Origin of the sequence: Parasutterella muris, from assembly GCF_943193095.1 — a bacterium.
Lineage (GTDB): Bacteria > Pseudomonadota > Gammaproteobacteria > Burkholderiales > Burkholderiaceae_F > Parasutterella > Parasutterella muris.
Genome location: NZ_CALPCV010000041.1, coordinates 1 through 12,608 on the forward strand (window position 1 = coordinate 1; position 12,608 = coordinate 12,608).

The following is a 12,608-nucleotide window of genomic DNA, read 5'->3' on the forward strand; positions in this document are numbered from 1 at the left end:
GTTGTACATATCCTTGAGAGAAAGGCTCTCAAAGTCGTATAGATATCTATTCCTGTCAATCCACGTTCCTAGTTTTGGTTCAGGCCTGAGTATCCGAGCAACCGCATTGTAAAAGGCCAGTTTATTTAAATCGACCGGAACCTTTCCTCTGTAATTGCGCTCTAGATTCTTGAAGTATTGGTCTAATTTAAGCTTGTTCCAAATCGTTAGAAACGGTGCTGGTGAAACGAGAAATGAACTGCCTAACTCAGTGGAGTTCGCTGCGCTGTCAACGATTGAGACTCCGCTGCCGTTCGGCAGCTCGGTCGCCTCCGCATAGGCCTGAGTTGATTCCCGGAAGAGCTTTAAATCTGAATTGATAAGTTCGAGTCCGTCAGGGTGCTTCTGCAGAAATAGTTCCTTGTTCCCGTAGCTTTTGAGCTGACGAGTTGTGGACCTTTTTGTAATTGGATCTCGATACTTCTCGACGATAGAGATATAGACCTTGCCTTTTACCTTTCTTTCCGAAATTGAGATGGACACGACTGACTCCTCCTTATTGATAATTATATCATAATTAGCCTTAGTTGAGCTACCTTGTCGTTAAATTTTCTAAAAAAATTTCGGATTTATCGTTGAATATTCAGAAGGTTAAAGAAGATTATTGATACATTTTTCTGGAAAAGTCGGGAGAATTTGTGGTCAAAAGCACATATTTTTAAATACTCCTTTAAATGGGATGGTAGCACACCCATTATCCCTAAATAAATCCTGCTTCCAGCAAAAAATTACCCTTTTTATATCTTCTTGTAGCTCTGTTCCGACACCGATACCCCATACGAAAATATTTGTGGTCTTTTTCGCATATTAAGCGTTAGTCGGATTTGAATAAGCACCAACGTTTAGCAACCCGGTTCATTGTTCTCCCGGCCGTGAATCTCACGAAACTCTATTTCTGCGTCTGGGAACAATGTGCTTTTGACCACAAAATTTTCCTTATCTGTGTGAAAAAGACCACAGCTAATTCTTGCTATTACCGAAAGAAATATCCCAAAAAGAGCATCAGATTTTGCCTTAGCCGTCGTTCTTGAACAGACGGCCTCAACCGGTAACACTGCATGCGGCTTAGGCAGATCTGCGAACCGATGCGAGCCTTCTGCTTTAAAAAATCGCTGACCGCCGCAGATGAGAACCGAATCGTCCTCTATATAATGATCTCTCTCGTCGGAGAAGAAAATGGAATCTGATCAGAAAACATCGACAAAGAAAACGCGCGGCGGTGTTCGGCCCGGCGCAGGCAGAAAAAAACTTATCGGCGCAAAAACGACCACAATTATCCTGACCGAGGAGCTGCTGGCTAAATTCAAAAAACTCGGCGGCTCTAAATGGGTCAGAACGCAGATTCGACTAGCTCCGGATGAAGGCACGCCTCCTCCGGCAATTGATCGATTCTCCTCTTCGAAAATTAATCTGAATGAAATGCTGATAGATCCTCAGGAAGACACACAGCTTTACTATGCACCTGACAACTCTATGGACAGAACCGGAATCCATCAGCGCGATTTAATCCTCGTGAAACACGGATTTTTTCCTCGCCCCGGGCAAATTGTCCTTTTACAGCATGATGGGAAACTCACGCTAAGAAGATACTTTACGGATATTCAGCCGGAACGTCTTATCTCAGAAAGTTATGATCATTCCCAGTACCCGACTATCCCGCTGCCGCATCCGATCCTCGGGACGGTCTCATACGTTATACGGCATCTTGAATAAAAAATTAAGGCTATGCTGAGCCGCCTAAAGGGCAAAACATAACCTTAATTCTCCAAAAACGGAACGAGCCTACGAATTATTCGTTCACAGCAACCATAACATTGGAAGCTTTAATCACAGCGAAAGCTGTCTTGCCAACTTCAAGACCAAGATTTTCTGCGCTGGTTGTGGTGATAGAAGAAACCAGCTTCTGTCCGCACTTAGTTTCGATTGTGACTTCGGTGCTGACAGGACCTTTCTTGATTTCAACAATTTTGCCTTCGATACAGTTGCGAGCGGATAATTTCATGCTTAACTCCATTTGATATAAAAGTATTAAGAGCCATCATCTTATCGGCATTCAAAAAATCTCTCGCTTCTTTCTCTGGCTATACTCCAGGTGTAAAACCCTTCGTTATGAAAGGTATTAAGGCGCTATTCAAAAACAGAACTCTTTGTTATTATTAGATTTTTTCTAAGTCACTGCAGCAATCGAAATTCCAACAAGTCCGTACGATGTATAAATAGCGGCTCAACGGCCCCTTCTCGTTACAAATAGAAAAAATATCAGCAAATTTTAGGTGTAATTACTTAAAAAATAGAAACTACGTAAGGCTGGGACGTTTCACTTCGCTATTCCGCACATGCATTCCCACGGTTAAAGAAGATCATTACTCGTTCCTGACTTGTGGTCTTTTTCACATATTTTGAAATTCGATCCCTGATAAAGCAAAAGCGCCCGAAGACGCCTTTGCTAAATTAAGCCGGGAAATTAATTAGGAACTTTTCCAATAACACCATCCACGTAATAATTCATCGTGGACAGATCTTTGTCGTTCATAACATCTCCGGACTTGAGCGTTTCTTTGCCCTCATTGTCTTTAATCGGACCGGTAAAGGGATGGAACTCTCCTTTAACAAGTTTTGCCTTCACTTCTTCCATCTTCTTTACGACATCTGCCGGGACTTTGTCCGTAATGCCTTCTAAGGACAATGCTCCGTCACTGTAGTGCATCCAAACCGGTGTCTTATCCCATTTACCGTCCACCGCCTGCTGCATCTTCTTCGCATAGTACGGTCCCCAGTTCAGGACCAGAGCCGCAATCTGCGCATTCGGCGCGACAGACTTCATATTGCTGTTGTAAGGGATCACCATCTTGCCGGCAGACTCCGCTGCGCTAGCGACCGCAGAAGTATTGGTGTGCTGTGTTAACACGTCCGCACCCTGTCCGATCAGAGTCTTGGCAGAGTCTGTATCCTTGGGAGGATCGTACCAGGCATTCGTCCAAATCACTTTCACCTGAATGTTCGGATTGATCGACTTGGCGCCTAACGTAAACGCATTGATGCCCTGAAGAACTTCAGGAATCGGGAAAGGAGCGACATATCCGATAATGTTGCTCTTAGTTGCACCTCCGGCGAGCATACCGGCTAAATAACGGCCTTCATAAAAACGAATGTTGTAGGTTGTCATGTTCGGGGCTGTCTTATAGCCTGTTGCATGCTCAAACTTAACGTCCGGATATTCTTTGGCAAGCTTCTGCATGTAGTTCATATAGCCGAAACTTGTGCCGAAAATCAGCTTGTTCCCGTCATTGACCATCTGACGGATCACTCGCTCGGCATCAGCCGTCTCAGGAACATTCTCAACGAAAGTAGTCGTCACCTTATCCTTGCCGACCTGTTCAATCGCATAAAGACGGCCAAGATCATGCTGCTTGGTATAACCAACATCCGCAATAGGAGCAACATATACAAAACCTACTTTCAAAGGTTCCTTGGCGTCTGCCTTCTGAGCTGCCGCAGGTTTTGCCGCGTCCGCAGGCTTAGAAGCGTCACCTTTCTTGTCGTCACAGCCGCTCAGTGCAAAAACAGAAGCGAGTGCCGCAACAGCTGCCACAAGTTTCAATGAAGTTCTCACGTTTATCTCCACCGTTATGAATGTAAGGCCGCACGTTAGTGCGGAATAAAAGGTTTTCCAAGAGAAGCCGGCATATTCAGTCGAATCCATCTCGGATTTCTCGAAATCAGTGCTAAGACAATAATCGTCGCTAAGTAAGGCGCCATCGAAATAAACTGCGTCGGAATTGAAATTCCCATACTCTGCAGATTCATCTGCAGCATGGTCATACCGCCGAACAGATAGGCACCAAGGAACACACGGAACGGACGCCATGTTCCAAATGTCACTAAAGCTAGCGCAATCCATCCTCGTCCGGCAACCATCCCTTCAACCCATAAGGGTGTGTAAATAAGGGAAAGGTAGGCACCGGATAAACCAATGCAGGCTCCGCTAAACGCTAATGCGCAGCAGCGAATCAAGGGGACATCGTATCCAAGAGCATTAGCGCTGAACGGCGACTCTCCAACCGCTCGGACCACCAATCCGGCTCGAGTCTTGTAGAGGAAGAACCAAACCGCAGGGATCATCAGAAGCGACAAATAGACAATCCAATGCTGGCTAAAGAACGCTTCTCCGATAAAAGGAATCTTGTCGAGGAACATAATTCCGTCAGGGCCCCTTTCCGGGAGCACTGCTCCCTGATACGGAATGCCTATATAGGCCGAAAGTCCTGCTCCGAAGATCGCGACGCCCAAACCAGACGCCTGCTGATTTGCTCTCAGTCCGACTGCGAAAATCGCAAAAAACAGAGCAAAAGCGATGCCGATCAAAATCGCCGCTAAAAAGCCAACCGCAAAACTGCCGCTCTCCACTGCACCTATGTAGGCGACAATCGCCGCCATGAGCATAATACCTTCAACACCAAGGTTTAGAACCCCGGAGCGCTCAGCAACTAAGATCCCGAGCGCCGCTAACAAAAGCGGTGTGCTCGCATTCATCGTGGTCGCAATTAACGAGGCCGCTACACTCATGCCGCCTCCTTTTTCCAGTTACCGAAACCAACCCAGCGGAAACGACAGAAGATCATCGAGTCACACACCATAATGCAGAAAAGCAGCAAGCCTTGGAAAACCCCTGTTAAGGCGGCCGGAGTCCCCAAACGAGACTGAGCAAGTTCTCCGCCAAGATAAAAAAGCGCCATCACAAAAGCAGCTGGCACAGTTCCAACCGGCTTGAGCCGCGCGACAAAGGCCACAATAATCGCGGCGAATCCGTATCCCGGAGAAATCTTCGGAGTTAGCTGACCGATCGGTCCGCACACTTCAATCACACCGGCCAACCCCGCAAGCGCACCGGACAAAAGCAGTGCGAAATAGATCATCGCTCGATTCGAAAAACCCGCATAACTTGACGCTTTCGGCGCAAGACCCGCGACACGAACCTGGAAACCGATAAACATCTTGGACATGATCAGCCAGATTAAAAAGAGCGATATCACAACAAGTCCGCCGCCCCAATGCATACGTGTACCCGGGATCATGATCGGAAGCGTTGCTGCGGTTTCAAACATCGGACTCTGAGGGAAGCCAAGTCCTTGCGGGTCCCTAAGCGGAGATTGTACCGCCCAGGAAAGCAGAAGCTCAGCGACATAGACCAGCATCAAAGAAACCAGGATCTCGTTCGCGTTGCATTTATCTCTCAGCCATGCCGTAATGCTCGCGTACAAAGCACCGCCGACAATCGACGCAAGTATCACCCAAATCATGAAGAGCCCGCTCTGATCGGGACTCGCCTGAAGCGCGACGTAGCCGCCGCAAAGCGCTCCGATAATGAGCTGACCTTCTGCTCCGATATTCCAAATATTGGCGCGGTAACAAACCACTAAACCCAACGCGCAGAGAATAAGCGGCGTCATCTTCACGCCGAGTTCGCCCCAGCCGCGAAGCGTTAAAAGTGGTTCAACACAGAATACATACAGAGAGTAAAGCGGTTCTTTGCCAACCATCGCAAAGATTGCGCCGCCTAAAGCTAAAGTGAGAATCACCGCGAGAATCGGAGAAACCGCTGCTAAGAACCGGTTCGGACGCTCGCGATTGTAAATAGCGATCGGAAAGTTCATTATGCGTCCTCCGTTTTCGGCCAAAGACCGGACATCCAGCGTCCGATCTCTTCAACCGAGATAGCCTGAGCTTTCACCTGAGGCGATATTTTGCCCTCGCTCATAACAACCAGCTCATCGCATATCTCGAATAATTCATCCAATTCTTCACTCACCACCAGTAAAGCGCTGCCGCCGCTTCGCTGCCGAATCAGGGCGTTGCGAATCAGCGCTGCCGCTCCGGCGTCTACACCCCATGTCGGCTGGTTAAGGACCAGGACCTTGGGATTATGCAGAAGCTCTCGGCCGACAATGTATTTCTGAAGATTCCCTCCGGAAAGACTATCTGCCGGAGCCTTGGAACCGCCGCATTTCACCTTGAATTTTTCAATCACCGAGTTTGTAAATCGATGAATCATCTTATTGCGCATGAAGCCCTTTGCCAAGAAGAGATTGCTTGTGAGAAGCGTGTTGGCTTCAAGACTCATCTCCGGAACCGTCGCTTCTCCAAGCCTTTCCTCAGGAATGTAGCGAAGCCCGAGCGCGCGTCTGTGCTGAACGCGAAGATCTCCGGCGGCAGAGCCGCAAATCTTCACCGCCTGTTTGGAAAGAAGAACTTCTCCCGAAATTGCCTTCATCAAATCACTCTGGCCGTTTCCTGAAATTCCCGCCACACCGACGATCTTGCCGCGCGGAACAGAGATCTTTCCAACTAGCGGATACTGGCTCTTAAAAGTGACGCGTTCACCGTTAAAGGAAACCTCCAGCCCGGGCAAAGGCTTAATATCCGGTTTCGGAAGGATTTCCGGCAAATCATTTCCGATCATAAGCTTGGCAAGCTGTTCTTCAGTGTGTTCCTTAGGGTTCACGTTAGCCGCCACTTCGCCGGCGCGAATCACCGTGCAATGATCTGAAAGCTCTCGGATTTCGTTTAATTTGTGCGTAATAAAAATAATTGAGACGCCCTCGGATGACAATTGTCGGAGCGTCTTAAAAAATGCCTGAAGCGCAAGAGGAGACAATACGGACGTGGGTTCGTCCAAGATCAGAAGTTTGGGATTCGTCAGAAGCGCTCTTAAAATCTCAACGCGCTGCCTCTCACCCATCGAGAGGTCATTAACCACCGCATTCGGGTCGACCTCAATGCCATAATGAGCGCTCCTTTCGATAATCTCTTTCTCAAGCGCGTCAGGGTCTGTCCCTTTGGGCATGCCAAGAAGAATATTTTCTTTTGCGGTCAGCGTCTCAAAAAGAACAAAGTGCTGAAACACCATCGCTATGCCGAGTTCTCTGGCATCAGCCGGTGAACGGATCTGCACGGGCTTTCCGTCAAAGAATATTTCTCCTTCATCCGGAACAACCGAACCGAAAATCACCTTCATCAGGGTACTTTTCCCGGCTCCGTTCTCTCCAAGGATTGCAAGGATTTCTCCCGGCATGACTTCCAGCGATATCGAATTATTTGCAACCGTGTTTCCGTATCGCTTTGTAATCTTATTCAGTTTTAAACGTGGGGGCATCACGGACTCAATGGTTAGAGGCAAGAATTTTAACAGAATCAGCCTGTGGTCTAGGCCGATTTCTAAATAATCACTCCTGATCAGAAGCTGACTTTCTACGCTTTGCGCTCCGGCACAGAATCCAACTCTGACATGAAAAAAAACCGCTCGCTTCACGCATGTTCAAACGAATCTTTTTCGATGAAGCTACAGATCTTTCAGGTATATAAGGACCGGTCCAAACAGCTCTTCGGACCGGTCTCTTTTAGGCATCAGCGGACGATCAAAGGAACAGCATCGTGAAAACGCCGATCACGATTACAGATGCAACCGTAATCACCGCGCCGGCCTTCACCATATGCGTGATCTTCATACGCCCTGTAGAGAACACAATCGCGTTAGGCGGTGTTCCGACAGGCATCATGAATGCGCAGGATGCTGAAAGCGCGGTTACTAAAAGCAGCTGATCCGCAGGCACGCCCATCGGTTCTGACGCGGACGCTAATAGCGGCATCAAAGTCGCTGCCAAAGCCGTATTGGAAGTAAAGTTACTTGCGATCATCACGAGGAAACTGACGCCGAGAAGAACAATCCACTTCGGCAGGCCCGCAAAAACTGACGCATTGGCACTGATAATGTGACCGCACTGCGTAATCGAGAGTCCTGCCGCCATAGAAAGACCGCCGCCAAACAGCAGCAGAACGCCCCAAGGCAAATCCTTCATGTCCGTCCAAGTAAGAACTGTGCGGTCCTTATTAATCGGGATACAGAACAAAGAAATCGCGCACAGCATCGCAATGCTGGAGTCGGACAAAGAAGAGAATGGTTTGATACCGCCAAATTCAAGCGGACGAATCATCCCGCCAAACGACCAAAGCAGGATCGCAATCAAAAAGACAAGGAAAACATAGCGTTCCGCTTTACTCATCGGTCCGAGATTTTGAAGTTCTTCTTTCACCCACTCGGCTCCGCCTTCGATCTCGTTGAGAGACTTGCGGAATAAGACCTTTACCAACAGGAACCAGCAAACCGGCAAAAGGACAAGAGTCAGAGGCAGACCAACCTTCATCCAGCTTGCCAATGAAACGGTTTGACTGAAATGCTGTTCCATGAAACGCGCATAAATGCCGTTAGGCGGAGAACCGATAATTGTCGCCATACCGCCGATAGAAGCACCGTATGCAACAGCAAGCAGCATCGCCACACTGAAATTTTCTTCTTCCTCGTCAATCGGGCCGCCTCGTTTCTGCGCACGGACCAGCGAGAGTACCGCCATCGCAATCGGAACCATCATCGCAGCGGTCGCCGTATTGGAAACCCACATCGACAGAACGCCGCTTGCAACCATAAATCCGCCCACAATCGCATACGCTTTAGTGCCGACGAGCTTGAGCGTTGTCAGCGCAATACGCTTATCCAGATTCCATCGCTGTACCGCGATGGCAAGAATAAAACCGCCCATGAAAAGGAAGATCGTATTCGAAGCGTACGGCGCCATTGTTTGAGTCGGCGTCGCGATATGAAGCAGCGGGAAAAGCGGAATCGGCAGCAATGAGGTCACCGGTATCGGAACCGGCTCAAACAGCCACCAAAGCACCATCCATACAACCACAGCCAGACAGGCTTTTGCTGCTGTCGGAAATACAATCGACGCGCCATGGATATCCGTATAGGTATTAGGCAGTATCCAAAAAACAAACAGCGCGGCAAGAGGCGCCCCTAATAAGAAAAACTTTTTTACGGCCGGAGGAAAAGAGCCGATTTCTGCTTGAGACATGTTGTTCTTTCCTAAAATATCCTTCTAGGTATTAGCCAATGAGCAATATGTTAGAGAGTTTACAACTGAATATTGCATTTTTTCCTGTGATTACTACAATCAAATCATCAACTTTCTTCATTTTACTGTTTATGGACCAAGTTATCACCCAAAGGAACATTAGAACGATATCAAACTATCTCTGTCGGGCAGGGATAGTTTTCGAAGTATTTCACCACGAACCGGTTTTAACGTGTGAAGAAGGAAAAAATTGCTCAGAACGCCGGAGCGCACTGCTGCAAATCTCTGCTTCTCAGAAACAAGAAGCGATTTTTTCTTTTTGTCATTCCTCCTGATGATCGTTTCAGCGCAAAAGAAGCTTCTGAGTTTCTCGGATGCGGACATTTATCTTTCGCAGCGGAAGAAGAGCTTGCGGAGCTGCTCGGAACCTTTCGCGGAGCTGTCTGCTTACTTGGTCTGATCTTTGATAAAGAGCACAAAGTGGAGCTTATCCTCGACGAAAAGATCCTTAACTGCGATTTCATCAATTGCCATCCGTGCACTAATGATCAAAGCTGGGAAATCTCAATGAAAGAGATCACGGATCATTTACTGCCGAGTTTAGGGTACTCCTACAGAGTCTTTAAAAAATCAGATCCTTTCGCTTAAAACGTAGATTTCTCGTTTTTCCGAGCCGATATAGGACTGAGATTTAAAGAGCAGGAACTCCTTACCTGTTGCGGTTTCTTTCAGTTTCACGAGATCGCTGCCCGAGCGTTCGCTGCCTGAATCTTCCAACTCAAATTTTGTTCTCAACAAGCGTTTGAACGAAGTCCCTATATTGATAGAACCGAACTGTTCCACTGCCCTTTCGCTCGCAAGGCGGATAAATCCGTTGGAGTCCGTGATAACAATCGATTGCGGACTTGACATGATGATCTGCCGCAGGAACTTCGCATCATCACGAGTCAGCTCTAACTCTCGAGACAGACTCGAGGAAGAATGATCCTTAAGCTCTTTAATTTCGCTCTGATGGCTCTGAACTTTCCCTAAAAGCCGACAAAATGCCTTCTGAAGCTCTACGAGTTCAATCGGGGTCTGGACTTTTTCGCTTGGGGTAGGTACCGCTCTTCCCTCTCTGACTTGCAGCATAAGGCGCGACACATTATCCGTCAGCGGCTTACACGCAAATCTTGCCATCATGAAGGAAAAAAGCAGGAGGAATAAGAAGATCAGCAGATTGGTCGCAATTAAAGAAAGCACCATAGTTTCACGATCTTCCGCACGTTTGAATATACCAACCACCCAGTCCAATCCTTCGATAGGTGCGATCACCCCGACTAGATTCGAACCGCTCGGACGGTTAACTTTAGAAACAACTTTAGGCCCTTCTAAATATTTTCGGATCTCTTCTCGAGGCATGATGGCATCCTTGTAATCCGATCTGTCATTTGCGTAAATCGGCATCCCTTTACTATCAAGGATCCAAACGACGCAATCCTTCAAACCGAGTCCGGCAACCACCTCATCGTAAAGCGCCCGAAGATTCAGAGCGGACACCGCGTAACCAACAACCGTTCCCTTTTCATTCACCGCAGGCGACATGATGTTTACGATCGGACCTGACGCAGCGCCTACCGCCTGAATAACGTCAGAGACGATTGGGAAATCCTGCCCGTTTACCAGTTTCCAATGTTCCCGCTGAGTATGGTCAACACCAATATTGCTCTCACCCTTCGGATTTCTGGGCGGGTCAAAGGCAACCGTCACTCCTTCGGGGCTGTCAAAATGCACATTGGAGAAATATGGGAGCGCATCTCTCAGACCAATCAGGATTTTATTGAGACGATAATGATTTTGCTGACCTTCTAAGGCATAAACATTGGCCGCCATGGTCACAAGACCTTTTGCGGCCAGCACTCTACCCTTAACGTTATTGCTGAGGGCAGAGGCGTCCTCCACAAGCAGCGTATTTTCTCTTTCAATCTCCTGTTCAATCATCATGTACTGCGTGTATGTCAGTACAAGCAGCGGCAGCGAAAGTGTGACTGCCATTAAATAGAACAGATATGTCCGAAAACGCATTCTTTTTTGATTAAGAAATTAGAAGGAACTCCGGCTATTGTATTTGAATTTATGTTCAAGTAAGCTACTGCGGATTCTTTCCTAAGTCCAATGCTCGTATTGGGAAATCTATAGATAAATTCGGCTGACGAGGTCACGCTGCCGCCTCATTAGTCGAAAGTGCAGCACACATATATTGAGGAAAAAATGTCACACGCGAGCATTGGAAAATTTAAAAAAAGGGAAATTTTCGAACTGACAGACGGTACGCACCGACTCGAGAAGAATCTCTATATTAGAGTACGGGCCAACGGGAAGTACCGGAATTACTTTTTCAGATATTTGGATCAAAGCGGAAAAGTTAGGGACATGGCTCTTGGAAGCGCCTCCAAAACTCCCATCATCGAAGTAAAACAAAAAGCATATTTTTTCCGAACACTTCTTTCGGTCGCCGGACAAAATCCGTCTGATGAGCCCAGAAAAAGGCCGCTTTTTAAAGACTACTCCATGCAAGTCATTGAGCTGCTTGCCGGAGTCAAACTCTGGAAAAATCCGAGTCAGCTGTCCTCCTGGAAGTCTTCTATAGCCAATTACTGCAATCCTTTTATTGGGGAAAAATTTGTCGACGAAATCACTAAAAACGACGTTTTAAAAATCCTTCATCCCATATGGATCGAAAAGACAATGACGGCGAGTCGATTAAGGGGAAGATTAGAGAAAATTTTCAGTTATGCGATTCATGACGGCTTGTATTCCGGAGCAAATCCTGCTTCATGGCGCGGAAATTTAGACATGTTTCTGCCCTCTCCCAGGAAGTGCTCCGAGCAGAAACATTTTTCATCCCTAAGCTTTAGTGACTTAAGAGCTCTTATTCCGAAGCTGATGGACTCTGAAGCGACGGCAGCAAAAGCGCTCCTTTTTGGAGTATTGACAGCGACTCGATCCGTAGAATTCACTCAGGCGCACTGGAATGAGATTTCATGGAAAGATCAAGTTTGGATATGTCCGGCTTCCAGGCGCAAAGACGGGAAACTTGAGCCTTTTCGAGTCCCGCTGTCAAAACAGGCGTGTGCGATTCTAAAAAGTCTGAAGAAAGGTTCTAAAGGCTGTTTTATATTTTCAGTAGATGGCAAATCACCGATACGGCGGGAGACTCCGCGAAAATTTTTGCGAACTTCACTTGGACTAAGCAGTACCATGCACGGCATGCGATCTACTTTTAGGGATTGGTGCGCTGAAAATAATATTGATGCGACAACGGCTGAGAAATGTCTCATGCACTCGACCGGCAATGAAACAGTTTCTGCTTATCAAAGAAGCGATTTACTTGAACAGCGCCGAGCCATCCTGCAGCAATGGGCTGATGCTCTATTCGAGAGCGAAGAAACAACAGAAAGAAAAAGCTGATTTGTTGTAAAACAACAACGAAATATTGATTTACCATATCTTATATCAATTAAAAGTGTCGTGTTTGCGCAAATACAACAGTTTTTGTTGCTCTTGCATCACTTTTTTATCACAATGGCGTTGCAGATGATTCTTGCTAGGAATTTGAACTTTCTGCAAGTTTTTAACTTCAATTGGAGTATTTCTCAAATGAAAAAAACACTTTTAGCG

Annotated in this window: 11 protein-coding genes; 3 read left to right on the plus strand and 8 right to left on the minus strand. The window is 47.1% G+C overall.

All coding sequences use genetic code 11. The features are described 5' to 3' along the window. Window positions 1-522: hypothetical protein (locus NFR90_RS10955; protein ID WP_371873895.1), on the minus strand; the 522-nt coding region annotated here is incomplete at its 3' end. A 693-nt stretch (window positions 523-1,215) separates the two neighbouring features. Between NFR90_RS10955 and NFR90_RS10960 the strand changes: the two genes are divergently transcribed. Continuing rightward, complete coding sequence (locus NFR90_RS10960; RefSeq protein ID WP_251453036.1) at window positions 1,216-1,752, plus strand: LexA family protein; 537 nt, start codon at window positions 1,216-1,218, stop codon at window positions 1,750-1,752. 76 nt (window positions 1,753-1,828) lie between these two features. On the opposite strand, the gene NFR90_RS10965 is transcribed toward NFR90_RS10960, so the two are convergent. From NFR90_RS10965 to NFR90_RS10990, 6 genes are all read right to left on the minus strand, one after another. Continuing rightward, on the minus strand, window positions 1,829-2,041 hold the full coding sequence (locus NFR90_RS10965; RefSeq protein WP_251453039.1) for a TOBE domain-containing protein: 213 nt from the start codon (window positions 2,039-2,041) through the stop codon (window positions 1,829-1,831). Between the two features lie 462 nt (window positions 2,042-2,503). Then, the gene (locus tag NFR90_RS10970; RefSeq protein ID WP_443094412.1) at window positions 2,504-3,658 is read right to left on the minus strand and encodes a BMP family ABC transporter substrate-binding protein; all 1,155 of its coding nucleotides are present in this window, start codon (window positions 3,656-3,658) and stop codon (window positions 2,504-2,506) included. Window positions 3,659-3,687: 29 nt separating this feature from the next. Continuing rightward, window positions 3,688-4,605, minus strand: a complete 918-nt coding sequence (locus NFR90_RS10975) for an ABC transporter permease (protein ID WP_251453043.1) — start codon at window positions 4,603-4,605, stop codon at window positions 3,688-3,690. Next, window positions 4,602-5,693 carry an ABC transporter permease gene (locus NFR90_RS10980; protein ID WP_251453044.1) on the minus strand — a complete coding sequence of 364 codons (1,092 nt, stop codon included), beginning with the start codon at window positions 5,691-5,693 and terminating at the stop codon, window positions 4,602-4,604. Before NFR90_RS10980 ends, NFR90_RS10975 begins: the two co-directional genes overlap by 4 nt. Further along, window positions 5,693-7,192, minus strand: coding sequence for an ABC transporter ATP-binding protein (locus NFR90_RS10985; RefSeq protein WP_160334989.1), 1,500 nt, complete (start codon window positions 7,190-7,192; stop codon window positions 5,693-5,695). The genes NFR90_RS10980 and NFR90_RS10985 overlap by 1 nt, the downstream gene beginning before the upstream one ends. 262 nt (window positions 7,193-7,454) lie before the next feature. Beyond that, window positions 7,455-8,948, minus strand: a complete 1,494-nt coding sequence (locus NFR90_RS10990; RefSeq protein ID WP_160334990.1) for an SLC13 family permease — start codon at window positions 8,946-8,948, stop codon at window positions 7,455-7,457. Window positions 8,949-9,182: 234 nt separating this feature from the next. On the opposite strand from NFR90_RS10990, the gene NFR90_RS10995 reads away from it, so the two are divergent. Continuing rightward, window positions 9,183-9,596 (plus strand): YbaK/EbsC family protein, encoded by a 414-nt coding sequence (locus tag NFR90_RS10995; protein WP_160334991.1) that lies wholly within the window; start codon window positions 9,183-9,185, stop codon window positions 9,594-9,596. Here the strand turns inward: NFR90_RS10995 and NFR90_RS11000 are convergent. Then, window positions 9,579-10,982 (minus strand): hypothetical protein, encoded by a 1,404-nt coding sequence (locus tag NFR90_RS11000; RefSeq protein ID WP_251453045.1) that lies wholly within the window; start codon window positions 10,980-10,982, stop codon window positions 9,579-9,581. The genes NFR90_RS10995 and NFR90_RS11000 overlap by 18 nt on opposite strands. A gap of 378 nt (window positions 10,983-11,360) precedes the next feature. On the opposite strand from NFR90_RS11000, the gene NFR90_RS11005 reads away from it, so the two are divergent. Continuing rightward, entirely contained in the window at window positions 11,361-12,398 is a 1,038-nt protein-coding gene (locus NFR90_RS11005; protein WP_251453046.1) for a tyrosine-type recombinase/integrase, read from the plus strand. The last annotated feature ends 210 nt before the right edge of the window (window positions 12,399-12,608 follow it).

Bases quoted from the DNA above. Each gene is read 5' to 3' on its own strand.
- NFR90_RS11000 (WP_251453045.1), bottom strand. From the start codon at position 10,982: ATGGCAGTCACACTTTCGCTGCCGCTGCTTGTACTGACATACACGCAG.
- NFR90_RS10965 (WP_251453039.1), bottom strand. From the start codon at position 2,041: ATGAAATTATCCGCTCGCAACTGTATCGAAGGCAAAATTGTTGAAATC.
- NFR90_RS10985 (WP_160334989.1), bottom strand. From the start codon at position 7,192: ATGCCCCCACGTTTAAAACTGAATAAGATTACAAAGCGATACGGAAAC.
- NFR90_RS10990 (WP_160334990.1), bottom strand. From the start codon at position 8,948: ATGTCTCAAGCAGAAATCGGCTCTTTTCCTCCGGCCGTAAAAAAGTTT.
- NFR90_RS10980 (WP_251453044.1), bottom strand. From the start codon at position 5,693: ATGAACTTTCCGATCGCTATTTACAATCGCGAGCGTCCGAACCGGTTC.
- NFR90_RS11005 (WP_251453046.1), top strand. From the start codon at position 11,361: ATGGCTCTTGGAAGCGCCTCCAAAACTCCCATCATCGAAGTAAAACAA.
- NFR90_RS10975 (WP_251453043.1), bottom strand. From the start codon at position 4,605: ATGAGTGTAGCGGCCTCGTTAATTGCGACCACGATGAATGCGAGCACA.
- NFR90_RS10960 (WP_251453036.1), top strand. From the start codon at position 1,216: ATGGAATCTGATCAGAAAACATCGACAAAGAAAACGCGCGGCGGTGTT.